The sequence below is a fragment of the Sphingomonas cynarae genome (genome assembly GCF_039537815.1).
Lineage (GTDB): Bacteria > Pseudomonadota > Alphaproteobacteria > Sphingomonadales > Sphingomonadaceae > Sphingomonas > Sphingomonas cynarae.
On record NZ_BAABBF010000001.1, the window covers coordinates 513,448 to 539,605 of the forward strand.

At 69.1% G+C, this 26,158-nt stretch carries 20 protein-coding genes; 10 read left to right on the plus strand and 10 right to left on the minus strand.

Annotated elements, in window-relative coordinates:
• Positions 1 to 36 precede the first annotated feature (36 nt).
• Both acs and ABD719_RS02375 read left to right on the plus strand, forming a co-directional pair.
• On the plus strand, positions 37 to 1,962 hold the full coding sequence (gene acs, locus ABD719_RS02370) for an acetate--CoA ligase (protein WP_344691756.1): 1,926 nt from the start codon (positions 37 to 39) through the stop codon (positions 1,960 to 1,962).
• On the plus strand, positions 1,959 to 2,591 hold the full coding sequence (locus tag ABD719_RS02375; RefSeq protein ID WP_344691955.1) for a LuxR C-terminal-related transcriptional regulator: 633 nt from the start codon (positions 1,959 to 1,961) through the stop codon (positions 2,589 to 2,591). The genes acs and ABD719_RS02375 overlap by 4 nt, the downstream gene beginning before the upstream one ends.
• On the opposite strand, the gene ABD719_RS02380 is transcribed toward ABD719_RS02375, so the two are convergent.
• The 3 genes from ABD719_RS02380 to ABD719_RS02390 all read right to left on the minus strand — a co-directional run bounded on the left by ABD719_RS02380 (position 2,581) and on the right by ABD719_RS02390 (position 8,794).
• Complete coding sequence (locus ABD719_RS02380; RefSeq protein ID WP_344691757.1) at positions 2,581 to 5,856, minus strand: hybrid sensor histidine kinase/response regulator; 3,276 nt, start codon at positions 5,854 to 5,856, stop codon at positions 2,581 to 2,583. The genes ABD719_RS02375 and ABD719_RS02380 overlap by 11 nt on opposite strands.
• 125 nt (positions 5,857 to 5,981) lie before the next feature.
• On the minus strand, positions 5,982 to 7,457 hold the full coding sequence (locus ABD719_RS02385) for a DUF389 domain-containing protein (RefSeq protein ID WP_344691758.1): 1,476 nt from the start codon (positions 7,455 to 7,457) through the stop codon (positions 5,982 to 5,984).
• Positions 7,454 to 8,794: a chloride channel protein gene (locus ABD719_RS02390; RefSeq protein WP_344691759.1), complete on the minus strand. Its 1,341-nt coding sequence runs from the start codon at positions 8,792 to 8,794 to the stop codon at positions 7,454 to 7,456. The genes ABD719_RS02385 and ABD719_RS02390 overlap by 4 nt, the downstream gene beginning before the upstream one ends.
• 309 nt (positions 8,795 to 9,103) lie before the next feature.
• On the opposite strand from ABD719_RS02390, the gene recF reads away from it, so the two are divergent.
• A complete protein-coding gene (recF, locus tag ABD719_RS02395) occupies positions 9,104 to 10,159 on the plus strand; it encodes a DNA replication/repair protein RecF (RefSeq protein ID WP_344691760.1) in 1,056 nt (351 codons plus the stop codon).
• Between the two features lie 30 nt (positions 10,160 to 10,189).
• Here recF and ABD719_RS02400 read toward each other — a convergent pair whose 3' ends face one another.
• Positions 10,190 to 11,086: an EthD domain-containing protein gene (locus ABD719_RS02400; RefSeq protein ID WP_344691761.1), complete on the minus strand. Its 897-nt coding sequence runs from the start codon at positions 11,084 to 11,086 to the stop codon at positions 10,190 to 10,192.
• A gap of 23 nt (positions 11,087 to 11,109) precedes the next feature.
• Positions 11,110 to 12,171 (minus strand): SDR family oxidoreductase, encoded by a 1,062-nt coding sequence (locus ABD719_RS02405; protein WP_344691762.1) that lies wholly within the window; start codon positions 12,169 to 12,171, stop codon positions 11,110 to 11,112.
• Between the two features lie 106 nt (positions 12,172 to 12,277).
• Between ABD719_RS02405 and ABD719_RS02410 the strand changes: the two genes are divergently transcribed.
• The 3 genes from ABD719_RS02410 (at position 12,278) to ABD719_RS02420 (ending at position 15,865) form a co-directional block, all read left to right on the plus strand.
• Complete coding sequence (locus ABD719_RS02410; RefSeq protein WP_192125709.1) at positions 12,278 to 12,658, plus strand: winged helix-turn-helix transcriptional regulator; 381 nt, start codon at positions 12,278 to 12,280, stop codon at positions 12,656 to 12,658.
• Positions 12,659 to 12,809: 151 nt separating this feature from the next.
• A complete protein-coding gene (locus ABD719_RS02415) occupies positions 12,810 to 15,329 on the plus strand; it encodes a TonB-dependent receptor domain-containing protein (RefSeq protein WP_344691764.1) in 2,520 nt (839 codons plus the stop codon).
• 89 nt (positions 15,330 to 15,418) lie between these two features.
• Positions 15,419 to 15,865: a BLUF domain-containing protein gene (locus ABD719_RS02420; protein ID WP_344691765.1), complete on the plus strand. Its 447-nt coding sequence runs from the start codon at positions 15,419 to 15,421 to the stop codon at positions 15,863 to 15,865.
• On the opposite strand, the gene ABD719_RS02425 is transcribed toward ABD719_RS02420, so the two are convergent.
• Entirely contained in the window at positions 15,806 to 16,738 is a 933-nt protein-coding gene (locus ABD719_RS02425; RefSeq protein ID WP_344691766.1) for an AEC family transporter, read from the minus strand. The two genes, ABD719_RS02420 and ABD719_RS02425, sit on opposite strands and share 60 nt — an antisense overlap.
• Before the next feature lie 11 nt (positions 16,739 to 16,749).
• On the minus strand, positions 16,750 to 18,243 hold the full coding sequence (locus ABD719_RS02430) for an FAD/NAD(P)-binding protein (RefSeq protein WP_344691767.1): 1,494 nt from the start codon (positions 18,241 to 18,243) through the stop codon (positions 16,750 to 16,752).
• 192 nt (positions 18,244 to 18,435) lie between these two features.
• On the opposite strand from ABD719_RS02430, the gene ABD719_RS02435 reads away from it, so the two are divergent.
• Positions 18,436 to 20,076: an inorganic phosphate transporter gene (locus ABD719_RS02435; RefSeq protein ID WP_344691768.1), complete on the plus strand. Its 1,641-nt coding sequence runs from the start codon at positions 18,436 to 18,438 to the stop codon at positions 20,074 to 20,076.
• Here ABD719_RS02435 and asd read toward each other — a convergent pair.
• Positions 20,071 to 20,943, minus strand: a complete 873-nt coding sequence (gene asd, locus ABD719_RS02440) for an archaetidylserine decarboxylase (protein WP_344691769.1) — start codon at positions 20,941 to 20,943, stop codon at positions 20,071 to 20,073. The genes ABD719_RS02435 and asd overlap by 6 nt on opposite strands.
• A 32-nt stretch (positions 20,944 to 20,975) precedes the next feature.
• Between asd and ABD719_RS02445 the strand changes: the two genes are divergently transcribed.
• Entirely contained in the window at positions 20,976 to 22,652 is a 1,677-nt protein-coding gene (locus ABD719_RS02445) for an aminotransferase class III-fold pyridoxal phosphate-dependent enzyme (protein WP_344691770.1), read from the plus strand.
• On the opposite strand, the gene ABD719_RS02450 is transcribed toward ABD719_RS02445, so the two are convergent.
• Positions 22,625 to 23,233: a hypothetical protein gene (locus ABD719_RS02450; RefSeq protein WP_344691771.1), complete on the minus strand. Its 609-nt coding sequence runs from the start codon at positions 23,231 to 23,233 to the stop codon at positions 22,625 to 22,627. The two genes, ABD719_RS02445 and ABD719_RS02450, sit on opposite strands and share 28 nt — an antisense overlap.
• Positions 23,230 to 23,880, minus strand: a complete 651-nt coding sequence (locus tag ABD719_RS02455; protein ID WP_344691772.1) for a class I SAM-dependent methyltransferase — start codon at positions 23,878 to 23,880, stop codon at positions 23,230 to 23,232. Before ABD719_RS02455 ends, ABD719_RS02450 begins: the two co-directional genes overlap by 4 nt.
• A 215-nt stretch (positions 23,881 to 24,095) precedes the next feature.
• Here ABD719_RS02455 and ABD719_RS02460 point away from each other — a divergent pair, with 215 nt between their 5' ends.
• Positions 24,096 to 25,055 carry a UDP-2,3-diacylglucosamine diphosphatase gene (locus tag ABD719_RS02460; protein ID WP_425567090.1) on the plus strand — a complete coding sequence of 320 codons (960 nt, stop codon included), beginning with the start codon at positions 24,096 to 24,098 and terminating at the stop codon, positions 25,053 to 25,055.
• The gene (locus ABD719_RS02465) at positions 25,052 to 26,074 is read left to right on the plus strand and encodes a glycosyltransferase family 4 protein (RefSeq protein ID WP_344691773.1); all 1,023 of its coding nucleotides are present in this window, start codon (positions 25,052 to 25,054) and stop codon (positions 26,072 to 26,074) included. The genes ABD719_RS02460 and ABD719_RS02465 overlap by 4 nt, the downstream gene beginning before the upstream one ends.
• Positions 26,075 to 26,158 lie beyond the last annotated feature (84 nt).

A 26,158-nucleotide genomic window follows, 5' to 3' on the forward strand; every position in this document is an offset into this window, starting at 1 on the left:
CTAGAACGCGCAGCAATAGTAGATCAGGAGAGAGTGATGTCCGTCGCGATCCACCGGCCCGACGACCAGAGCGCCGATGCGCCCGCAGATGCCCTGGACCGCGCCCGCACCGCGGCCGCCGCCGACCCGGACGGCTACTGGCGCGACCATGGCCGCTGCGTGGACTGGATCGTGCCGTATCGCGAGGTGAAGGACACATCGTTCGACGCCGCCGATTTCCGCATCCGCTGGTTCGCGGACGGGCAACTGAACGTGTCGGCGAACTGCCTGGACCGGCATCTGGCCACGCGCGGCGATCAGGTCGCGATCGTCTGGGAAGGCGACGAGCCGGGCGAGACGCTGCGCGTCACCTATCGCGACCTGCACGAACGGGTCTGCCGCTTCGCCAACGTTCTGAAGGCGCAGGGTGTGGCGAAGGGCGACCGCGTGACGCTGTACCTGCCGATGATCGTCGAGGCCGCGGTGGCGATGCTGGCATGCGCCCGGATCGGCGCGGTCCATTCCGTCGTGTTCGGCGGCTTTTCGCCCGACAGCCTGGCCGGCCGCATCCGCGATTGCGGATCGCGGATCGTCATCACCGCGGACGAGGGCTGCCGCGGCGGCAAGCGCATTCCGCTCAAGGCCAATGTCGATGCCGCGCTCGCGAACTGCCCCGATGTCGCCAGTGTTCTGGTCGTGCGGCGCACGGGCGGGGACGTGGCGATGACGGCGGGCCGCGACCTCTGGTACGACGAGGCAATGGCGCAGGCCGCGCCCGACTGCACGCCCGAGCTGATGAACGCGGAGGACCCGCTGTTCATCCTCTACACGTCCGGCTCGACCGGCAGCCCCAAGGGTGTGCTGCACACGACCGGCGGCTATCTGGTCTGGGCGACCAAGACGTTCCGCGACGTGTTCGACTATCGCGACGGCGAGGTATTCTGGTGCACGGCGGATGTGGGCTGGGTGACCGGCCACAGCTATGTCGTCTACGGTCCGCTGGCCAGCGGCGCGACGACGGTGATGTTCGACGGCGTGCCGAACTATCCCGATCATGGCCGTTTCTGGGAGACGATCGACCGGCTCGGCGTCAACATCTTCTACACCGCCCCCACCGCGATCCGTGCGCTGATGCGCGAGGGCGACGACTGGGTGAAGCGGTCGTCGCGCGCCTCGCTCCGGCTGCTCGGCAGCGTCGGCGAACCGATCAATCCGGAGGCATGGCGCTGGTATCACGACGTCGCGGGCGATGGCCGCTGCCCGATCGTCGACACCTGGTGGCAGACCGAGACGGGCGGGATCATGATCGCGCCTTCCCCCCATGCGACCGACGCCAAGCCGGGCAGCGCCACCAAGCCCCTGCCCGGCGTGCAGCCGCAACTGGTGGATGCCGAGGGGCAGGTGCTGGAGGGCGCGACCGAAGGCAATCTCGTCATCGCCGATAGCTGGCCGGGGCAGATGCGCACCGTGTGGGGCGATCACGAACGGTTCGTGCAGACCTATTTCACGACCTATCCCGGCAAGTACTTCACCGGCGACGGTGCGCGGCGCGATGCGGACGGCGACTATTGGATCACCGGCCGGGTCGACGACGTCATCAACGTCAGCGGCCACCGCATGGGCACCGCCGAGGTGGAGAGCGCGCTGGTCGCCCATGCCAAGGTATCCGAGGCCGCGGTCGTCGGGATGCCGCACGACGTGAAGGGGCAGGGCATCTACGCCTATGTGACGCTGAATGCGGACACCGCGCCGTCCGACGAGCTGCGCGACGAACTGCGCCGATGGGTCAGGAAGGAGATCGGCCCGATCGCCGTGCCCGATGCGCTGCAGTTCGCGCCGGGCCTGCCCAAGACCAGAAGCGGCAAGATCATGCGCCGCATCCTGCGCAAGATCGCGGAGGGTGACACGTCGAGCCTGGGCGATACCTCCACGCTGGCCGACCCGTCTGTGGTCGATGCGCTGGTCCGGGATCGCGTCGGCTGACCGGCACGATCCTGATCGCGGACGACCATCCGCTGTTCCGTCAGGCGCTGGCGCTGGCGGTCACGACGGTGCGCCCGATGGCGCGGATCGTGGAGGCGGGCACGCTGGCCCGCGCCGCGACGCTCGCGGCGGAAACGGACGACCTGCTGCTGATGCTGCTCGATCTGAAGATGCCGGGGGCGACGGGCTATTCGGGAGTGGCACTCCTCCATGCCGAACGGCCGGCGGTGCCGATCCTCGTCGTGTCGAGCGCCGATCCCGCACAGGCGCTGCCCGAGGTGCGGCGGTTCGGTGCGGTCGGTTTCCTGGGCAAGGACGCCGATCTGGTCGCGATCGAGCGTGCGGTGGCGGCGGCGCTGGACGGCGAAGCGGTGGCGGCGGACGAGGGCGGGCCGCACGACGCGATCAGCGACGCGGCGGCCCGCGTTGCGTCGCTGACGCCGACCCAGCTCAAGGTGCTGCTGGGGGTGCTCGACGGGCGGTACAACAAGGAGATCGCCCATGATCTGGGCATCAGCGAGGCGACGGTGCGCGCCCACATGACCGCAGTGCTGCGCAAGCTGGACGTCACCAACCGCACCCAGGCCGCGCTGGCCGCCCGCGCGCTGGGGCTCGGCGTTACCGACTGAGGGCGTTCGCCAGCCAGGCATCGAACGCCGATGGATCGAGCGGCTTGGCGAGCAGCGCCAGCCCCTGCGCGGCGACGCGCTGCGCCAGCGCCGGATCGGGATCGGCGGTCACCAGCGCCGCCGGGATGGCGGGCAGCGCGGCGATCAATGCGAGACCATCGAGCGCACCGCCCAGATGGAAATCGACCAGCGCCGCGTCATAACGTTCCGCAACCGCCATCGCGGCCGGTGCGTCGCGGACGGCGATCGCCCAGTGCCCACGGGCGGCCAGCATCGCCGCCATCGCATCGCCCACCCGCCTGTCGTCATCCACGACGAGGATCGTCGCGGGGCGGGCGATGCCGTGGGGCGAGGGTGCGCTGACCGGGGCCGGCGCTGCCGTGGTCCGGGGCAAGGCCACCGCGAACCGGCTGCCGCGCCCCACCGCGCTGGTGAGGGTGAGCGGCACGTCGAGCAGTCGCGCTGTCCGCTCGACGATCGCCAGCCCCAGTCCGACGCCGACATCGTCGCTGTTTTCCAGCCGTTCGAACTCGCCGAAGATGCGCTGCCGGTCGGCAGACGGGATGCCGGGGCCGCTGTCCCACACCTCGATCACGATATGTGCCGCCCGTCGACGCAGGCCGACGACGACGCCGCCGCGCATCGTGTACCGGACGGCGTTGGACACCAGGTTCTGCACGATCGAGCGGACCATCGCGGGGTCGCTCGCCACCACCGCGTCGCCGGGGGCAAGGCGAAGCGTCAGCCCCTTGGCCGCGGCCTGCGGCGCGAAGCCGTCGATCAGTTCGCGCAACAGCGGGCGCAGCGCGAGCGGCCGCACCACCGGCTCGATCCCGCCCGCGTCGAGCCGGGAAATGTCGAGCAGCGCACGCAGCAGGCGTTCGGCGGCGACGATCGACTGGTCGACCTTCCCGGCCAGGGGATGGCCGCCCAGCTCCCGGTCGAGCGCGGCCGTGAACAGCCGCGCGGCGTGGAGCGGCTGGATCAGGTCGTGGCTCGCCGCCGCCAGGAAGCGCGTCTTGTCGGCCGTCGCGCGGGCGAGGTCGATGTTGACCGCGGTCAATTCGGCGGTGCGCAGGGCGACGCGGGCCTCCAGATCGGCGCGCGCGCTTTCCAGCACGCGGCGCGCCTGTGCCTCCGCCGTCACATCGGAAAAGCACATGACATAGCCGCCACCGGGCATCGGCCCGCCCACCGTCTTCAGCACGCGCCCGTCGGCGTGGGTCCGCTCGAAGCTGTGCCGCCGGCCGCGGCGGATGTTGGCGAGGCGCCGTTCGACATGACTGTCGACCTCGCCGGGGCCGCACTCGCCGCGCAGCGCGTTGAACGCGATCGCATCGGCCACGGGCGCGCCGACGCGAATCATGCCCGGTGGGAACCCGAACATCTCCAGATAACGGGTGTTCCAGGCGACTAGCGCCAGATCGCGATCGACGACGCTGACCGCGGGATCGATATTCTCCAGCGTCGCGGCGAGCAGCCCTTGCGAGAATTGCAGGCTCTGCCCGCTCTCGTCGAGCATCCGGGCCACGTCGGTGGCGTTCAGCGACGCGCCCGACAGCGCCGAGGCCATCAGCGATCGCGCGGAGGGCGCGCCGACGACGCTGGCCACCAGCCGTTCGGCGCTGCGCGCCTGCGCCCGGCCGACCGACGCGCCCGCATCGCCCGCCAGCGCATAGGCCGCCTTGTCCGGGCCGACGAACCGCGCGACGAATTCGACCAGCTCGCCCAGCGTCTTCAGCTGGCCCGCACCGGCACGGTCCGCCCGCGCGATCGTCAGGCGGGGACGCCGCGCACCGCGCGCCGCGACCAGTGCGTGGACGAACAGATTGGCCGCCAGACTCCACGCCGCGCCCGCCACCGGCGCGCTCAACCCGGTGGCGTCGGTCAGCCCGCGCCACGGCGCGGCGGCACCCAGCGCGGGCGCGAGGACGAAGATCGCCCACATCGCGAAGCCCGTCACCAGCCCCGCCTTGGCCGCCGGGGCATCGCGGCGATCCGCCGCCACCGCCATCGCCAGCGCGGGGGCGAACTGCGCCATCGCGCCGAACGCAACCAGCCCGATCCCCGCCAGCGTCACGCCGTCCGGCATCGCCGCCGCATAGCCCAGCGCGATCGCCATCAGCGCCGCGATCACCGTCCGCCGCACCCGCAGCAGCACGGCACCGACATCCGCCTCGCTGGCGATCGCCAGACGACGGACCAGCAGCGGTCCGACAAGGTCGTTCGACACCATCGTCGACAGCGCGATGGTTTCCACCACCACCATCCCCGTCGCCGCGGAGAAACCGCCGACGAACACGAGCAGCGCCAATGCCCGCTCGCCCGCCTGGAGCGGCAGCGTGATGACCAGCATGTCGGCGATGCCGCCCGGTGCCGCCGCCACGCCGGCCAGCGTGATCGGCACCACCAGCAGGCTGAACAACGCCAGATAGGCGACGAACGGCCAGCGCGCCCGCCGGATGTCCGTCGCGTCGTGCGCCTGGATCACCGCGATGTGAAACTGGCGCGGCAGGCAGATCGCGGCGGCGCCCGCCAGCAGCGTCGTGACCACCACGTCCACCCCCAGTCGATCCGGTGCGAACAGCCCCGCCAGCCGGTCGACCGCGACCGCCCGCGTCGCCGCCGGCACCGACGCGACCGCGAATACCGCGAACAAGCCGATCGCCAGAAAGGCGATCAACCTGACGGCGGATTCGACCGCGACCGCGAACAGCACGCCGGGATTCTGCCCCGCCGCCTCGTAGCGTCGGGTGCCGAACAGCATCGCGAACGCCGCCAGCACCACCGCGGTCGCCGCCATCGGCAGCAACGGCGAGGCACGGCCCGACAGCAGCGCATAGGTGGTGCCGACCGACCGCAGCTGAAGCGCGAGGTACGGCACCGTTCCCGCCAGTGCCAGCAACGTCACCAGCGCGGCGACACCCCGGCTGCGGCCGAACCGGGCGCCGATGAAGTCGGCGACCGAGGTCGCGCCGACATGCTTGGCGACGACAATCAGCCGTTCCAGCCAGCCGATACCCAGCGCGTACAGCAGGATCGGCCCGGCATAGATCGGCAGGTAGGACCAGCCACCGACACTGGCGCTGCCGACCGCGCCGTAGAAGGTCCAGCTGGTGCAGTAGACGGTAAGCGACAGCGCATAGGCCGTGCCCCGCCAGCGCCGTCGAAACCGGCCCGCGACCGGACCGTCCATCCGGTAGGCGACGACGAACAGCAGCCCCGCATAGGTCAATGCCACCGCGAACAGGGCGATGCCGCTCAATGCGTGTGTCTCCGGCCTGACCGTGCCGATACGGGCACCTGCCCGATGCTAGGCGGCGGGTGTCACGGTGTCACCCGCCTTCTCGCGGGGCGGTCGACGATGATGGCATCGCCGGGCCGTGACGATCATTCCGCCGCCGGTGGCATCCAGCGAAGACGGAGGCGCCCGCCGGGCCGGCCCGGCGCGGCGAGGCCACCGCGCGCGACGATCCCCCCCGCGACGGCGGTCCGCTGGCGCAGGGTGGCGCCGTCGACCAGCAGGGTGCGGGCGAGGCGGGCGGAGACCCAGCCGGCCTCACCGAGCGCGGCATCGTCGATTACCCCCGATCTGATCGCGACGAGGGGCAGGGCGACGTCGTCCGGTGGCGCGACGATCGCCTGCCAGCCGGCGGCCGCGGCATCCGCGCGCCGTTCCAGATCGCGATAGCCCGCAACCGTCAGGCCGGGCAGCGGCGCGGCGGTGGCGCGGATCGTGCGGGCAGGCTCGTCGACCCGCACCGTGGCGGGGGCGGCCCCGACGATCATCGCGACGTCCGCCACCGCGCGGTCGCGCGCCCGCGCCGCCGTCGCGGCCGACAGGGCCTCGCCATGGCCGGCGCGGGCGATCTGTGCCGCCTCCACCGCCCCGTTCTCCGGCGAGATGCGGACCTGATCGATATGGACATCGACCGCGCGGGCCAGCCGCCGCCGCAGATCGGCGGCCAGCTTGCGATCCGCATCGGGTTCGATCCGCGGCGTCAGCATCACCGCCCTGACCCGGACCGGATCGATGCCGTGATCGATCTCGACCTGACTGAGCCGGGCGCCGGGGGGAAAATCGTCACCCAGCGCGTCCCTGACCTGGCGCTGCGCCACCGCCTCGAAGGCGATGCGGCGCAGGCCGGCGCCGAGCGGGACCGACAACAGGCCGATCGCCACCGCGAACAGCACGAGCTGCCACCCGGTATGATGCGGCGACAGGTGACTGCCGAAGCCGTAGCAGCGCGCGACGAGCGCGGCGGTCAGCGCGATGGTGATCGCATTGGTCAGGAACAGCAGCAGCGCGCCGGAGAAGACGACCCAGTTCCACGTCGCGATCCCGAAGCCGACCACGACCAGCGGCGGCATCAGGGCGATGGCGATGGCGACGCCCACCACCGTGCCGCCCCGCCCGCGGATCAGCGCGTAGCCGCCGGCGATGGCGGAAAGCAGTGCGACGAGCAGGTCGAACAGCGTCGGCTGCGTCCGCCCCGCGATCTCGCTGGTGATGGTCTGGACGGGAGAGAGCAGGATCAGCACGACCGACATCGTCACCGCGATGACCGATCCCAGCGCCAGCGCAGTCGCGGCACGACGGATCTCGTGGAAATCGAGTGTGGCGATGCCGAAACCCAGGCCGATGATCGGCATCATCAGCGGCGACAACAGCATCGCGCCGATCAGCACCGCCACCGAGGGCATCAGCAGGCCGAGCAGCGAGATCGCGGCCGAGATCACGATGAGGAAGACGTAGCGGCCCGACCATCCCGCCTCGTCGGCGATCTGTCGCAGGATGCCGTCATGATCGACGCCCCTGGTGGCGGTGGCCAGCCAGCGGCGCGGCAGGAACAGGAGTCGTTTCATGGTCGGGGCGATGTCGGCGTCTCCGTCATGGCGAACGTCCGCGACAGGCCATGGTACAGTTTCTCGCGGCAGACCCATTGGCTGGCGGCATCGGCGATGAAGGCGGTCGCGAACATCGGCAGCATCAGGCCGCGGCTGGCGGTCGTCTCCGACAGGATGATGACCGCAGTCAGCGGCGCGCGCACCACCCCGGCGAAATAGGCGACCATGCCGAGGATCACGACCGCGCTGGCCGGCTCGCCGGGGAAGGCGCCGCGCAACAGGTTGCCGACTCCCGCGCCGACGGCGAGCGACGGCGCGAAGATGCCGCCCGGCAGCCCCGCGATCGCGGTCGCCGCGGTGGCGAGCAGCTTGGCCGGGCCGAACCATACCGGCGCATCGACCCCGACGATCATCGCGCGCGCGGCCGGATAGCCGGTGCCCCAGGTAAGCCCGGTGCCTACACCCAGGCACGCGACCACGACGCCGCACAGGCCGGCGAACCGGACGGGATGCGCGCGCGACCAGCGCGTCACCCGGTTGCGACCCAGCGCCATCGTCAGCACGATCCGCGAGAACAGCCCGCCGGCCAGACCGCCCGCCACCCCGGCGACCGGCACGACGATCAGGGCGGACAGGAGCGGCAGATGCGCGCCGATGGCGCCGAAATAGATGTAATCGCCCTGCACCGATTGCGCGACCATGCCGGCGATGACGATCGCGACGAGGACCAGCAGCGTCACCCGCTGTTCGTAGGCGGAGGCCAGTTCCTCGATCGCGAACAGCAGCCCGGCCAGCGGCGTGTTGAACGCCGCCGCGACCCCCGCCGCTCCCCCTGCGATCAACACCCCGCCGCGCAGCGGCACGCGCACGATCCGATGGGTCAGCCCCATGACGGCCGCGGCGAGCTGTACCGTCGGCCCCTCGCGCCCCACCGATGCCCCGGCGAGTACGGCGCCGATCGTCAACACCGCCTTTGCCGCGACCGTCCGGATCGAGATCAGCGTCCGGGTGGCGAGGTTGGGGTTCGCCTGCGCGGCGATCACCTGCGGAATACCCGACCCGCGCGCCAGCGGCGCATAACGCCGCGTGATCCAGACCAGCCCCATGAAGGTGAGCGGCGTGGTGGCCAGCGGCAGCCAGTGCCAGGTCGCGGCGTAGCGGGCGAAGGCCGCCCCGGCCCGGTCCGACGCCTCCGCGAAGAGCGTGGCGACGATCCCGATCAGGATCGCCCCGATCAGGATCGCCGCCCGCGTCCGGAACTGCACCGATTGCGGGCCGCGCGCGCGCAGCAGGGCGCGGTACCGCGCCGGTGTCCAGCGTCTTGCCGGCAGGAAACGATCGATGATGCCAGCCATCGATCGACCCTAAGGCGGTCGGGCCGGCCCGTCACCCCCGCCGGATCGAATGAGTGGAATGGGTTACGGGTAGATCACCTCGCCATCACCCGTATTGTTCCGGGAAGGTCATGTGGTGGGCACCGGGCCCGCCCCAACTGTGCGTGTGGCAACCGGCGCGGGGGTCGGACACGAGGTTCGTTCGTTACCGGTCGTGCCATGACCGGTGGTGGACTTTCAACGGAGGGGAGCGGATGCCATGACATCCGGGATGCGACGTCCAGATCATCCCCTCGCCCGGTCCGGGCGCGCCAACGGTAACGTGGCCGGATGAGTGGTGCCCCGCTGTCCCGGCTGGTCCTGACCGATTTCCGCAACCATGCCACGCTGACGATCGCGCCCGGGGCCGGCTTCGTCGTGCTGACGGGCGAGAACGGCGCGGGCAAGACCAACGTGCTGGAGGCGGTGTCGCTGCTGGCGCCCGGGCGTGGCCTGCGCCGCGCGATGCCGGGGGCGATGGCGCGGCAGGGCGGGGCGGGCGGGTTCGGCATCGCCGCGACGGTGGCGGACGATGTGGCGGTCGCGACGGGCACGCTGGCGAGCGCGCCCGACCGGCGGCTGGTGCGGGTGCAGGGGGCGGCGACGCCAGCGACGACGCTGCCCGAATGGCTGACCGTGTTGTGGCTGACGCCCGCCACCGACCGGCTGTTCGTCGAGCCGGCCGGTGAACGGCGGCGCTTTCTGGATCGTTTGACGCTCGCGCTGGCGCCGGGCCACGCGCTGCACGCGACCCGGTACGAGGCGGCGATGCGGGAACGCAACCGGCTGCTGGCGGGGGACCGGCCGGCCGACCCCGACTGGCTGACCGCGCTGGAGGCGCGGATGGCCGAACATGGCACGGCGCTGGACGCGGCGCGGCACGAGACGGTGACGTTGCTGGCGGAGCGGCTGGCGACGGTGCCGGCGGGGCCGTTCGCACGGGCGGGGCTGGCCCTGATCGGCGAGGCGGTGGCGGCGGACGGATTCGCGCAGGCGCTCGCGATGGGGCGGCGGCGCGATGCCGTGGCGGGACGGACGCTGACCGGGCCGCACCGCGCCGATCTGGCGGTGACGCATCTCGACAAGGGACGGGCGGCGGCGCTCGCCTCCACCGGCGAACAGAAGGCGCTGTTGCTGGGCATCGTGCTGGCCCATGCCGAACTGGTGGCGGAGCGGACGGGCCGTGCGCCGGTGCTGCTGCTCGACGAGGTCGCCGCGCATCTCGATCCGCAGCGACGGGCGGCCTTGTTCATGCGGCTGGAAGGACGCGGCCAGACCTGGATGACGGGGACGGAGATCGCCTTGTTCGAAGGACTGGGGGAGGAGGCGACGCGCATCGCGCTATAGGGATGCGCGTCGCCCCCTCCCGGCGGGGCCTCAGATTTCGCCGGTCAACAGCAGGTGGCGGACATCCGCCCGGGTCTGGTTGACCGCGCCCAGCCGTTCGATCAACTGCGCGGGCCGGCTTCCCCGCAGGCCCGCCAGCGTCAGTTCCCCGTCACGGACATAGGTGTACATACCGCTGACCGCGAAGGCGGTGGCATGGCCGATATGCCGTTGTTGTTCGGCCACCGTCGCGGTGAAGCGGTCGGAGGCGAAGAAGCGTCGCCGGGTCAGTGGCGTGGCGAAGCTGAGGTCCAGCACGGCGATGCGTTCACGCTCGGGCGGCACCTGGTGGGCGACGTTGGGCGCGGGTGGGGCGGGATCGGCATTGTCATAGGCATCGGGAAGGTGAAGCCGCACGCGCAGGAGCGCGGGATCGTCGGCCAACATGGCGGCGAAGCGCGTCATGAAGCCCACGAACGCATCCGGATCGGTATTGCCGGGGCTGAAATGGACGTGCATCCGGTCCAGCCCGTCAGGACCGTTGGGGCTGGGATCGGCGATCCGGTCGACCAGCGTCCGCGATCCATGCGGCAGCGCATAGGCGACGGTGGCGGCGAACATGTTCTGTTCGTCGGCGAACAGGATCGACGATGCGGCGTCGAACTCCTGCTGGTCCGCCGCACTGGCGAACCCGATCTCGACACCGCCGTCCAGTACGTAATCCGGAAAGGCGGCGATCCCGTCCCGCGCCGGCCAGAGATGGGCATCCTGCTCGCGATCGAGGTGGTACTGGACGTACCAGCCGAGCCCCGGCACGCGCGAGCACAGCGGACCATGCACGTCTCGCCAATAGGTCGCGAAGACATCATGGGGGACCTGGGGGCGCCGCAGCACCGTCGTATAGGTATTGATCGCGATGCCGGCATCGCGGGCTGCATGGTCGATCATCATGGCGGGCTCCGGATGGGGGATCAAGGGATCAGCCGGGCGGCGCGCAACCGCCCGAACAGCGTGTAAAAGGCATCGTCGGTCGGCTGATACGCGGTGAAACCGAGCCGGCGGCTCTTCGACATGTCGGTGACCACCTCGATCGGGCGGCCGAGATCGGCGTCGGTGTGCCAGGGCGAGGCGAGCCGCGTCAGATCGGGTTCGGCCAGCCTCTCGCGTTCGGCGATCCGACGCCACAAAGCGGCATCGTCCGCCATCTGATCCTCCAGCGGCCGCACGATGCCGTCGAACGGCGCCGCCTCGATCCCGAACCAGTCGGCGATCCGGCTCCACATCCATTGCCAGCGGAAGACGTCGCCATTGACGATGTTGAACGCCTGATCGTGCGCCGCCGTCGTCCCGGTCGCCCAGAGCAACTGGCGGGCGAGCTGGCCGGCATCGGTCATGTCGGTCAGCCCGCTCCACTGTGCGGCCGAACCGGGGAAGGTGAAGGGCCGCCCCGTCTCGCGGCACAGAGTCGCATAGACGGCCAGCGTCGTGCCCATGTTCATGGCATTGCCGACCGCCAGGCCGATCACGGTGTGGGGGCGGTGGACGCTCCAGGTGAAGCCGTCACGCGCGGCGGCGGCGAACACCTCGTCCTCCTGCGCATAGTAGAAGTTCTCGACATCGAGCCGCCCCTGTTCCTCGCGGAACGGCGTCTGCGGCAACGTGCCTTTGCCATAAGCCTCGAACGGCCCGAGATAATGCTTCAACCCGGTGACGAGCGCGACATGGCGTGGCCGGGTCGGCTTCGGCAGGCCGTCCAGCAGGTTGCGCACCATGACGGCATTGACGCGGATGTTCTCCGCCTCGCTGTCCTGCCGTGCCCAGGTGGTGATGAAGACCGCGTCGGGATCGATCTCCGTCAGTGCCGTGGCGGTGCCGGCGGCATCCTGAAGATCGGCGGCCACCGGCCGCACGCCTGCCTGTTCACCAGGCCGGCGGGCGAGGCCGTGGACGGTCCAGCCCTGTTCCACCAGCAACGCCGTCGTCGCGCTGCCGACTATCCCGCTCGCACCCACCACCAATGCCGTGCCGGCCATGTCGATCCCTTCGGTAAATGACTGTTAGGAAAGGAAGCTAGGCAGCGGCGGAGCCATCTTCTAGACGGCACCGAACAGGGGGCCAGGCACCAGGGGGTAACCACCGATGCAGCCGGGATCGACGGAACCGGAATGGCGCGAGGATTGCGCACCGCGGCGCGTGCTGGCGCTGTTCGCAACCAAATGGACCAGCATGGTGCTGCATACGCTGCACGCGCAGCATGACGGCGCGGCGCGGACCGGGGCGTTGCTGCGCAGTCTGCCGGGCATTTCCAAGAAGATGCTGACGCAGACCGTGCGCGAGATGGAGCAGACGGGCCTAATCACCCGCCATGTCGAAAGCACGATGCCCCCGGCGGTGGAATACCGGCTGACGCCACTGGGCCGCCGGTTCGTTGAGCCGGTCGAACTGCTCTATGCGTGGGGGCGCGACAATGCCGATGCGCTCGACGCGCTGGGCAGCCGGCCATCGGCACGGCGATCCTGACCGATCGTCCCGTCGCATCGCCTAATGAGATGAGTCACCGTAAAGCCACACCCTGCAACCGATTGTAACTTTGCATTGCAATCGTTTGTAATAGGAATATTGAGGGCATCGGAGATCGCGTCTCACGCGACATTTGTACAGGAGAGGGTTTATGCGGATCACGAATTTGCTCGCCGGCACGGCGCTGATGCTGGTCGCCCAGGCCGGAGCGGCACAGACGACGACCCCGGTCGATCAGACGACACCGGATCAGGCTGCGACCGATCAGGCTGCGACCGATCAGGCTGCGGCGACCGATGGCGACAATGCTGATATCGTGGTCACCGGCGTCGCACGCGGTACCAACCGGCTCGACACGTCGGTATCGGTCAGCTCGATCGGCAGCGACCTGACGACGAAGCTGGCTCCCCGCAACACCGCCGAAATCCTGCGCAACCTCCCCGGCATCCGGGTCGAGGCGTCGGGTGGCGAAGGCAATGCCAACATCTCGGTTCGCGGCCTGCCTGTCGCATCGGGCGGTTCCAAGTTCCTCCAGTTGCAGGAAGACGGTCTGCCGATCCTGGAATTCGGCGACATCGTGTTCGGGAATGCCGACATCTTCCTGCGGCCCGACCTGTCGCTGGCGCGAATCGAATCGGTCCGTGGCGGCTCCGCCTCGACCTTCGCCTCCAATTCTCCCGGCGGCATCATCAACTTCATCTCCAAGACCGGTGAGGAGGATGGCGGCGCCTTCCAGCTGTCAAGCGGGCTCGACTATCGCGAATTCCGCACCGATTTCGCCTATGGCGGCCATATCGACGACAAGACGCGGTACGAACTGAGCGGCTTCTACCGGCTGGGCGATGGCCCGCGCGACGTCGGGTACGACGCGATGCGCGGCGGCCAGATCAAGGCGAACATCACCCGCGAGTTCACCGGCGGCTATGTCCGGCTGTACGGCAAGTATCTCGACGATCGCGGTCTCGCCTTCCTGCCGAACCCGGTCCGCGTCACCGGCACGAACAGCGACCCCACCTACACCAACCTGCCGAACTTCTCGATCAACGAGGACACGCTGCACAGCCGCTACATCCAGAACGTGCGGTCGCTCGACGGGCGCAACCAGCCGACGACGCGCCGGATCGACAATGGCATGCACCCGGTGGTGAAGTCGGTCGGGCTCGAAGGCCAGGTCGAGATCGCCGACGGCATCAGCCTGACCGAGCGGTTCCGCTATTCCGATATCTCGGGCGATTTCACCTCGCCCTTCCCGGCCGCCGTGGGCGATGCGCAGACCACGGCCAACGCGCTGGGCGGTGCCGGTGCGCAGCTGTTCTACGGCAGCGGTCCGCTCGGCGGCCAGCGGATCACCAGCCCGTCGACCCTCGGGGGCAACGGCTTGCTGACGAGCGTGGTGCTGTTCGATGTCGATCTGAAGAGCCTGAACAACATCACCAACGATCTGCGCCTGAACGGCGACTTCGCGCTGGGCGAAGGCAAGGTCACCGTCACCGGCGGTTTCTATGCGTCGCGGCAGGACGTGAAGACCGACTGGCTGTGGAATTCCTTCTACCAGTCGGTGCAGGGCAATGGTGAGTCGGTGCTGGTCGATATCCGCACCGCCGCCGGCGTGCCCGTCACGCAGAACGGCAGTTCCGGTTATTCGGCGACCTTCTTCGGCAATTGCTGCCGCCGGTCGTACGACATGCGCTACGACACCTATGCCCCGTTCGCGCAGCTGGGCTACGAGATCGGCAAGTTCAACATCGACGGCAGCCTGCGCTACGACTTCGGGCGTGCTCGCGGCAACATATCCGGCGCGGAAGTCACTGGCGTCAGCGGGCTCCAGACGCTCGATCTGGACGGCAACGGTGTCATCAGCGCACCCGAGCGTTCGGTCGCCTTCATCGCGGCGAACAGCACGGCGCGCATCCGTTACGACTACGATTACCTGTCCTATTCGGTGGGCGCCAATTATCGCCTGTCGCAGACGATGGCGTTGTTCGCCCGCTACAGCCGGGGCGGCCGTGCCAATGCCGACCGCCTGCTGTTCGGTCCGCTCGTCAACAACCGGACCGGCGATCTGGTCGATGGCGCCAAGCCCTACGACTATGTCCGTCAGGCCGAAGGGGGCGTGAAGATCAACCTGGGCGCCGCGGCTCTCTATGCCACCGTGTTCCATGCCAAGACGCAGGAGACGAACTACCTGTTGTCGCAGCAGCAGTTCACCAGCCGCGACTACAAGGCGACGGGCGTCGAGCTGGAAGGCCGCATCCGCCGCGGCATCTTCTCGCTGGCGGCGGGCGGTACCTATACCGATGCCGAGATCACGCGCGATGCGACCGATCCCACGGTTACCGGCAACCGTCCGCAGCGCCAGGCGAAGTTCGTCTATCAGGCCACCCCGCAGATCGACCTCGGCGCGGTGTCGTTCGGCGCCAACGTCATCGGCACGACGGCAAGCTATACCCAGCCGGTCAACCAGTTGAAGATGCCGGGTTATACCCAGGTCAACGGATTCTTGTCGGTTCGCCCGGCGCCGGGCGTCACGCTGAACCTGAACGGCAACAACCTGTTCAACGTGAAGGGCATCACCGAGGCGGAGGATGCCGCGATCCCCGCCAACGGTATCGTCCGCGCCCGGTCGATCAACGGCCGCACCATTTCCGCATCGGCGCGGTTCGACTTCTGAGCCTTTGCCGCCGCAATAGCCGGCCGATCGAACCGACGTTCGATTGGCCGGCTATTGCGGCTGGCCACAGGGGCTAATATTTATACGCCATGCACGACGATCCGCTCCGCCAGATCTTCTATCACAGCCGGTCGACGGGACGCGCCGATCTGGGTGCGATCATGGCATCGTCGAAACGCAACAACGGCATCGATGGGATCACCGGCGTGCTGTTCCACGACGGCCGCTCCTATCTTCAGGTGCTGGAGGGGCCGGCGTCCAGCATCGCGACCACCTATGATCGCATCTGCGCCGATCCGCGGCATACCGACATCACCGTTATCAGCGATCAGGTGATCGAGGACCGCGACTTCGCCTATTGGAGCATGGAACTGCGCGAGACGGGTGCCCCCTCCGACGATGCCACCTGGCGGCTGCGTCGGCGGCTGGAGCGTTTCTCCCCCGATCTGCACCATTATTTCTTCGATGGTGGCGGATCACCCGATGCCCACCGCGCCCATGACCGCGACGGCAAGGGTGACGAGCAGCAGGGATAGCAGGCTCGACAACGCCACCAGGATCGCAGCATCCTTTTCGCGCGTGCCAAGCAGCGAGGCGAACAGCGAGACGTTCGCGGCGATCGGGAACAGGGCGATAAGCCCGACCAGAGCCCGCTCGCGCCCGCCGAGGATACCGACGAACGCGGCCTCCAGCGCCAGCACGATCGCGACCAGCACGACCGCGCTCGCCTGCCGCACCGCGAGTATCCTGCCGAGCAGCGGGAGATCGAGGTCGCCGCCCTTCACGCCGGCCAGATTGAACCCGATCACCGCCATGCCCAGCACGGACACCGCCGTTGACAGCGTGTCGGCAACGGGCCGTACGCCGTCCGGCACCTCGACACCCGCTGTCTTGAGGATCACGGCAAGGACGAAGGCATAGAATAAGGGGATGCGCAGCGCCTTCGATGCGGCGCGGCGCTTGCCCTCCCTGGTGCGCGCGACGAGGTAGTAACCGATCGTGTCGCCGTACAAGGCGGTACCGACGAAGGCGCAGATGATGGTGGAGACCGCCGCCTCGCCGAACAGCGCGCTGGCCACGGGCATCCCGAAAAAGGCGACGTTGAAGAACGAGAAGCTCGCCGACAGCAGTTGCGGATCGAACCGGTCGCCGATCCGGCCCGACAGCCAGCGGGCGGGCAGCGCCATCGCCGCGGCGACCGCGAACATCATCGGCGGGATCACCATCAACTCGCTGGGTTCGGCGCCCAGCACCTTGTCGATCACCAGTAGCGGGATGAAGGCGTAGACCAGCACCGTCGAGATCAGTTTCGGCGCGCGCGGCACATGGCGACCGACGCCCCAGGCCAGCAGGACGACGCCGAACAGCGGCAGGACCTGCGTCGCGATACCGCCCAGCCCGCCGCTCATCGACCCTCCGCTCATTCCTGCTCACCGGTGATCTTGGTCAGGATATCCTGCACCGTGCGTTCCGCGCAGGCGACGTTGAACCATACCGCGTTGGTATCGCGCTGAACGCCGTTGACGAGCTGGCCGATGGCGTAGAGCCGCGGTGCGGCGCGATCGCGGGTGATGACCGCGCCGCTGTGGCGATGCGCCTCGACCCCGCCGGAGGGGTGGGCGTGCAGCCAGCCGCGATCGACGAGATCGCGGACCAGCGTGTCGGGAATCTCCTCCAGTTTCATCGCGGTACCGGTCGCATTGACGACGACGGGCGCGCGCAGCACCGTGCCGTCGGCGAGACGGGAGAGGAACATGCCCTCGTCCGCGTCCCATTCCGTCGTCACCACGCCGGCATGGACGTGCAGCTGTCCACGTGTAGCGGCGGCAGCGAGGCGGCGGGCGTTGACCATCGGCATGGTGAAGCGGGCGGTGGCGAAATGCGGCGCCAGCCAGCGGCCGAACCGTGCCCGGTCGCGGGGGCCGAGCAGGTCCCACATCGCCGATGCTTCGAACCGGGCGGAGGTGAGGATGCGCTGAAAGACCTCCTCGCCGGCTTCCGCCCACGCCATGTCGAGCGGCAGCAGGTCGAGTGCGGGCCGGCCGGTGCGGTCCTCGGCCTGCCAATCGATCGGTGCCCCGACGGCCTCCTCCGCTTCACGCCGGAACAGCCGGAACAGGTCGACGATCGAGAAGCGGGGACCGCGTTCCCGGATCAGCCGATGCATCTCGCCCAGGGTGAAGTGGCGGCGGGGATAGGTCTCCTCCGGTCGGGGTATCTCGACGCGGGGCAGCATGCCATCCTTGGAAACGAAGCGGATCAGGCCGCGATGATCCTGATCGAGCAGCGTCGCCAGCGTATCGATCGCGCTGAGGCTGCTGCCGAGCACGATCACGTCCGCCTCGCGGTCGATCCCCTCACGCAGCCGCGCGGCGGGCCAGGGGAAATCGAAATAACCGCGCCGCCCATCCAGTTCCTCGAACCGGACGGGCTGGGGGGTGCCGAGCGCCAGCAGCGTATAGTCGCTGTCGAAGACGGTGCCGTCGGTCATCCGCACCCGTGCGCCGTCACGGTCGCCCTCGATCGCGGCGGCCTCGCCGCGATGGACGCGCACCTCGATCCCGGCCGCCGCGGCCCTGACCATCGCCGCGTCCAGCACGTGACGGATATAGAGGCCATATTCGTGGCGCGGTGCATATTCGACCGCCTCCGGATCGAGCGGCCGCCGCTCCCCCAGCCACCGCCGGAAATCGCCGGTTTCGTGTGCGTAAAGGCCCATCAGCCGCGATTCGGTATTGAGCAAATGGCCCGGCTGATCGGTGCCGAAAGCCAGACCGGGACCGAGGTCCTCGTCGCGCTCGACCAGGTTGATCGTAAGGCCGCGTACTGGTGATGCAGCGAGTCGGATGGTCATTTCGGCGAAGGCGGCGGAGCCGCACGCCCCCATGCCGATAATCGTGATCGAAGCCGGCATGGTGGAGTTTCCCGTTGCGTTGAGCGCCAGGGTGGAAGCGCATCGACAGGGCTTAACTATCTGCACTATCGGGCGTTCCCGGATCGGACATATCGCCCGGCCGATCTTTCGGGTGGCCCGATCCGGTACGGTGGCCGGACGCGCGCGGACCCTGTCATCAGTTTGTCGCATAGGGAGAAGAAGGCGGACGGCATGGCCACCATCGACACCGCCCTGCCTGCGTCCGCTACCCGCACCGGCCCGCAACTGGATTCGCAACTTCACCCCGCCGGTCGCTGGGTGTTCATGGCGCTGCTCGCCGGCGGGTTGCTCTATGCGGGGGTGAGCATCCTCACCGATACGCAGCAGGTTGGCGAGCAACTGGCGATCGGCGTGTTCCTGTTTCTCGGGCTGGCGCTGGTTATCGCCCTCGGCTTCGAATTCGTGAACGGCTTCCACGATACCGCCAATGCGGTGGCGACGGTGATCTACACCCATGCGATGCCCGCGCCGCTCGCGGTGGTGTGGTCGGGTTTCTTCAACTTCCTCGGCGTGATGCTGTCGTCGGGCGCGGTCGCCTATGCGGTCGTCACGCTGCTGCCGGTCGATCTGGTGCTGCATGTCGGCAGCGCGGCGGGCTATGCGATGATCTTCGCGCTGCTGCTGGCCGCGGTGGGGTGGAATCTGGCGACCTGGTATGCCGGGCTGCCCAATTCGTCGAGCCATGCGCTGATCGGATCGATCCTGGGCGTGGGGATGGCCAATCAGTTCCTGTCGGATCTGCCGGGCGGCACGTCGGGCGTCGACTGGGGGCAGGCGCGCAAGGTGCTGGCGGCGTTGCTGGTCAGTCCATTGCTCGGCTTCGTGGCGGCGTTCGTGCTGCTGTTGGTGATGAAGCGGATCGTGCCCGATCCGGCGCTGTACCGCGAACCCGCCGCCGACCGGCCACCGCCGCGCGGCATCCGGGCGCTGCTGATCGCCACCTGCACCGCGGTCAGCTTCGCGCATGGCGGCAATGACGGGCAGAAGGGCATGGGTCTCATCATGCTGATCCTGATCGGCTGCGCGCCGACGGCCTATGCCCTCAACCGTACCGTGCCCGAAAGCGCGACGCCGGCCTTCGTCCAGGCATCCGCCGACGCGGGGCGCGCCTTTCGCCGGCAGGCGGCGGGCGAGACGATGACGCCCGAGGCGGCACGCGCGGAACTGACCGGCGTGCTGCGCGTCCGCCATCTCCAGCCGCCGCGCAGTTACGCCGCGCTCGCCACGTTGAGCGACGACGTGGCGGACCGGATCGCCGGCTATGGCTCGCTCGGCAAGGTACCGGCGGCAGCCACGCCCAACCTGCGCGGCGACATGTACCTCGTGCTCGACGCGGCGACGCTGGTCCGCAAGGACGACGAGGCCCGCGCGACGATGACCGCGGCCGAACTCGACGCGGTCGGCGCCTATACCGACCGGTTGCAGGAGGGTACGCGGTACATCCCGCTCTGGGTGAAGGTCGCGGTGGCGCTGGCACTGGGGCTCGGCACGATGGTCGGCTGGCGGCGGATCGTGGTGACGGTGGGTGAACGCATCGGCAAGACCCACCTGACGTACGGCATGGGCGCATCGGCCGAACTGGTCGCCGCCTCGACGATCCTGCTGGCGGAGCGGTTCGGCCTGCCGGTGTCGACCACGCATATCCTGTCGTCGGGCGTGGCCGGCGCATCCGTGGCGAACGGCGCGGGGCTGCAACGGCGCACGGTTCGCAACATGGCATTGGCGTGGATCATGACGCTGCCCGCGGCGATGCTGTTGTCGGGCTTCCTCTACTGGGCGATGCTGACGGTCATCCACGCCTTCGGATCATGACGACCCCAGCCGCTCGCCGGCCCTGATGTCGCGACCCTCCGCCAGATCGGGGTGGAGGGACAGGCCACCGGGCAGGAACATCAGGATCGTCGATCCGTGTTCGAACCAGCCCATCTCCGCGCCCCTGGCGAGGGGGACGCGGCAGGCGACGCGGCCGGGGCCATGGTCGCGCAGCAGGGCGGGGGTGTCGAGGAAGGTCAGGCGGATGCCCGCCACCAGGATGGCGGCGACCGCGACCAGCAGGATCGGTGTGCCGTCGGCCAGCCGTGCCTCGATCACCGCGCGTTCGTTACGGCAGAACAGCCGTTCCACCCGGGCGAGCGCAATCGGGTTCACGTTCCAGCAGTCGCCGGACAGATAGGTCACCGCCTCCACCGTCAGATCGGCGGGGGCGTGGAAGCGGTGGTACATGCCCGCGGTCAGCCGCAGCGTGACGAACCGCCCGTCGGCGAAGCGTGCGGCCAGCGCCGGATCGGGCAGCAGCTCGTCCAGTCGATAGGGAAATCCTTTGATTTGATAGGCGACCCCCGCGCGCACCGGGCCATGCGCCCCGATGATCGCGTCGCACGGGCTGGCGATCGCCGCCGGGTCGGGATCGAACGTCCGCGCCCCGGGACGGAGCGCCCGCGTGAACCCGTCGCGCAGGCTGCGGAACGCGGGCTCCGCCGCATCCGACAGGTCGACGTTCGAAAAGAACCGCCACAGCGCCAGCGCCGGCCGCGCGACCAGCGGATGCTCGACCCGGGCGACCCGACCGACGATCCGGGTGGCGAACCGCCGGGGCAGCCGGTTGGTGAGCAGGAAGTTCAGATCCTCCTGCAACAGGATGCGCATCAGCGCGGCACGCACGCCGCCCGGCCTTGTCATGCCCCCGTCACCTCCACCGGGTTGATGGCGGCATGATCCCGATCCTCGCCGCGCTCGCCGCCGTCTCCGCCGGCACCCTGGCCCTTACCAAAGGCCGCCGCCGTCTCGCCCTGTCGCGGGCCAAGCATCCCGGCGCCAGCGGGCATGTCCGCCTCGCCAAGCGGCTGGCGGGACAGATCGGCGGGTTCGACCATGGCGATCGATTCTTCCGGATCGACGGGGCCGACGCCGCCGTGGCCGCGCGGCGACGGGCGGGGTTCGAGCGGCTTGGCGCGCTGTATGCCACGCGCTTTCCGCAGACGCTGGCGCTGACCCGCGAGGCACGGGCGGGACTGTCCGACCTGCAATTCACCGGTGCGTACCGCGTACCCTTTCCGTTCAGCGCGCGGGTGCGCGCGACCCTGGGGACGGGGGCGTTCCTCGAACGGTCCGAGGGGCCGGTCGTCGTCGATCTCGACGGCAACCGCCTGATCGACCTGACCGGCTCCTACGGCGTCAACCTGTTCGGGCAGGAATTCTACAAGGCGACGCTGGCGGAGGGCGCGGCGACGGTGGCGGCACTGGGGCCGGTGCTGGGCGCCTATCACCCGGTGGTCGTCGACAATGTCCGCCGCCTGACCGCCCTGTCGGGGATGGACGAGGTATCGTTCCACATGTCCGGGACCGAGGCGGTGATGCAGGCGGTGCGGCTCGCCCGCTATCATACCCGCCGCCCCCGGATCGTGCGCTTCGCCGGTGCGTACCATGGCTGGTGGGGGGAAGTGCAGCCGGGCATCGGCAATCCCGTCTCCGCCGATCGCACGCTGACGCTGGCCGAGATGTCGGACCGGACGCTGGAGGTGCTGCGCCGCCGACGCGACATCGCCTGTGTGCTGGTCAATCCGTTGCAGGCGCTCCACCCCAATCGCGGTGCGCCGTCCGACAGCCAGCTCGTCGACAGCAGCCGGTGGGCGGGTGCCGATCCCGTGGCCTATCGCGACTGGCTGCACCGGCTGGCCGAAGCGTGTCGGGCGAGCGGCACCGTGCTGATCCTGGACGAGGTGTTCATGGGGTTCCGAATGGCACCGGGCGGGGCGGCGGAATATTTCGGCATCCGGCCCGATCTGGTCACCTATGGCAAGACGCTGGGCGGCGGCCTGCCGGTCGGGGTGCTGGCGGGGCGCGCGGCGTTGATGAAACGCTGGCGCGACGACCGGCCGCTCGACATCTGCTTCGCGCGCGGCACCTTCAACGCGCATCCCTATGTGATGGGGGCGATGAACGCCTTTCTGCGCCGGCTGGAGACGCCCGGCGTACAGGCGCTCTACCGCGACATGGATGCGTGCTGGGATGCCCGCGCCGCTACCATGAACGACGCACTGGCCGAGGCCGGCGTGCCCGTCCGCGTGGCGCATCTGCAGACGGTGTGGACGATGACCTACACCCGGCCGGCGGCGTATAACTGGATGCTGCAATATTATCTCCGGGCGGAGGGGCTGGCATTGAGCTGGGTCGGGACCGGCCGGTTGATCTTCAGCCTCGACATCGACGATGCGCTATTTGCCGAGATCGTGACCCGTGTGGTCGCGGGCGCGCGGGCGATGGCGGCGGACGGCTGGTGGGACGCGCCGGCGGGGCTGACCGACAAGGCGCTGCGGCGGGCGGTGCTGGGGGAGGGGCTGCGTGCCCGCCTGCGGCGTGGTCAGGCGGCCGCCACGTCGTCCGGATGATCCATCCGCTCGCCGTTCAGCAACCGCCGGGGCGCGCCCTTGTACAGGCGGAAGTCGCTGAACGGATCGGTGACGATCTTCGTCGCCCAGACCAGCCCGGTCGCGACATCGTGGATGAAGAACAGTTGCACCGTGCGGAACGCGATCGCCCCGACCCCGAGCATCAGCCAGCCGATCCCGACATGCCGCAGATACGCCTCCACCCCGTCGGGGCGGATCAGCAGGCCGAACAGTGTCGGCTGCACCAGCAGCACGACCGGCACCGCCGCCCACAGGCTCATCAGCACATATTTGCGGAACAGGTTGTAACCGACCTTGATCTCTTCCTTATGGTCGTGGCTGACGCCGTTGACATGGTCGAACGCCTTGGGCTCGAAGAAGAAATGCCCGGCCTGACGACTGGTCATCGCCACGCCCCACGCCATCAGGCTGGCGACCGCGGGATCGATCCACAGCACCAGATAGGCGGTGATGAAGGTGCAGGCGCTGACGAAATGCAGGCTCTGGTTGATCAGGCTGTGATGGTAGAAACGATGGTCGTCCCACCTTTGTTCGGCGAGTTGCGCGCGGAAGCTGGTCATCGTGGCTGTTCCCCGGACTGGCGAAGCTTGGCGAAGCGGACGAGCGAGAAATGGCCGAGCGGCGGCAGCGGCCGGCGTTCCACCAGTTCGATATCGGTGCGGGTCATCGCCCAGTCGGCATAGCGGCTCCACGGAAACTCGGTGCGGAAGCCCAGCCGGCTGGTGACGGGCATCAGCGTCCGCTCGATCGAACCGCGAACGCCCGTGGCGGCGCCGACGCGGGTGGTAATGACGATCTCGCCACCCGGGCGGCAGACCCGCACGAATTCGTCCAGCGCGCGTTCGGGATCGGGGCAGGCGGTGACGACATATTGCGCGACCACCACGTCGAAACTGTCCGCCGGAAAATCGAGCGCCGCCGCATCGCCGACCGCGATCGCCTCGACATGGTCGAGACCGTGCAGGCGGACCCGCGCGCGCGCCTTGTCGAGCATCGCATCCGACAGATCGATGCCGACGATCCGGTTGGCCCCCGAATATTGGGGCAGCGAGATGCCGGTGCCGACCCCGACCTCCAGAATACGGCCGCCGATCCGTTCCGCCGCGCGGATCGCATCGGCGCGGCCTCGGCGGAACACCGGGCCGAACACCAGGTCGTAGACCGGTGCCCACCGGTCATAGGCGCGGGCGACGCCGCTCGTGGTCATCCGTGTTGCCATCCGCGTCCGGCTCCCGATCATCGACCGGTTCAGCATTCGCAGCATCCGATGGCAGTTTCGGGACGTTCCGATGACGGTTCGCCGTCATCACGCAATAATGCAACCAAGTTGTCACGTGGTTTGCACGCTATTGACTTGATCGGGGCGTAGATACGGGGTGTGGCGGGGAGGGTGATCGCCGTCCGATCAGAGGAGGAAACCTCATGGCTTCACTGTCGGCGCGACCGGTGACTGCACGATCCGTGACCCCACCGGCCAACCCACCCCAGGGCGGTCGCCGCCTGCCGCCGATGTTGCCCGACTGGCTTCGGGACGGCGATGATGACGGAGACGGCGGCGGGCAGGGCGCGCGCCGGACCCGCTATCGCACCATCTTCATCTCCGACGCGCATCTGGGCACGGCGGGGTCCAATGCCGGGCTGCTGCTCGATTTCCTCAAGCGCCACGAATGCGAGACGCTGTATCTGGTCGGCGACATCGTCGACGGCTGGCAATTGCGCAAGGGCTGGTACTGGCCGCAGGCGCACAACGACGTCGTCCGTGCGGTGCTGAAGATGGCGAAGCACGGCACCCGCGTGATCTACATTCCCGGTAATCACGACGAGCATTTCCGCGATTATGTCGGGCTGGAATTCGGCGGCATCGAGTTGCTTGCCGACGACGTGCATGTGACGGCGGACGGGCGACGCCTGCTGGTGATCCATGGCGACCAGTTCGACAATGTCGTGCTGTACCATAAGTGGATCGCGTTCCTGGGCGACGGCGCCTACACGCTGCTGCTGAAGAGTAATGGCTGGGTGAACCGGCTGCGCCGCCTGTGCGGCCTGCCCTATTGGTCGCTCGCCGCGCACATGAAGAAGCGGGTGAAGAACGCGGTGCAGTTCATCTCCCGCTTTGAGGAAGTGGTCGCCCATGCGGCGGCCGAACGCGGCGTCGACGGCGTGGTGTGCGGGCATATCCATTCCGCCGAGATCCGCCAGATCGGCGACATCACCTATTACAACGATGGCGACTGGGTGGAGAGCTGCACCGCACTGGTCGAGGATGGAGCCGGCACGCTGTCGATCGTCGACTGGGCCGAACGGGTCGAGCGCGAGGCGCGAGACGACCGTGCCCGCACGGCCAAGCCCCGGCTGGTCGTGGTCGACGGGGTGGCGGGATGAGGATCGCCCTGATCAGCGACGCCTGGCAACCGCAGGTCAACGGCGTGGTCCGCACCCTGACCACCACGGTCGCCGAACTGCAACGGTTGGGTCATGAGATCGAGACGATCACGCCGGACGGGTTCCGGACGGTCGCTTGCCCCAGCTATCCCGAAATCCGGCTGGCGCTGGGCAGCGGTCGGGAGGTCGGGCGACGGCTGGCGGATTTCGCACCCGACGCGATCCATATCGCGACCGAGGGGCCGCTGGGCTGGGCGGCGCGGCGCTGGTGTATGCGCGCCGGCCTGCCCTTCACCACGTCGTTCCATACGCGGTTTCCCGATTACCTCGCGGTACGGACGGGGCTGCCGGCGGGCATCTTCTGGGCGACGCTGCGCCGGTTCCATGCGGCGGCGGACCGGGTGTTCGTCGCGACGCCGACGCTGGCCACCGAATTGCACGGCCGGGGGCTGACCCGGCTGCACCGCTGGGGACGTGGCGTCGACCGTGCGCTGTTCCGGCCGGAAGGCCCGCGCCTGATCGAGGCGGAGGATCTGCCCGGCCCGGTGATGCTGCATGTCGGGCGGGTGGCACCGGAAAAGAATATCGAGGCGTTCCTTGCCGCCGACCTGCCCGGCAGCAAGCTGGTGGTGGGCGAGGGGCCGGCACTGGCGGGCCTGCGCGACCGCTATCCGGCGGCCCGGTTCATGGGGGCATTGCACGGCGAACGGCTGGCGGCGGCGTATCGCACCGCCGACGTGCTGGTGTTCCCCAGCCTGACCGATACGTTCGGTCTGGTGATGGCGGAGGCGGTGGTCAGCGGTACGCCCGTCGCCGCCTTTCCCGTGCCCGGCCCGCTCGACGTGATCGAGCCAGGGACCGGGGTGCTGGACCATGATCTGGTCGCGGCGGTGCGCGGCGCACTGGTGCTGGACCGGGACGGGGTGGCGGCATCGGGATGCCGGTTCGACTGGAGCCGTTGCACCGCCGAATTTCTGGACGGCCTGACGCAGATCGTGCGGACGCCGGTGCCGGCCTGACTGCCTCAGGCCGGCCCGATAGCGCTGCACGACGTACCTGCCGGGTCAGCTTCGAGCCGGATGACATCAGGTTGAACCGGATGT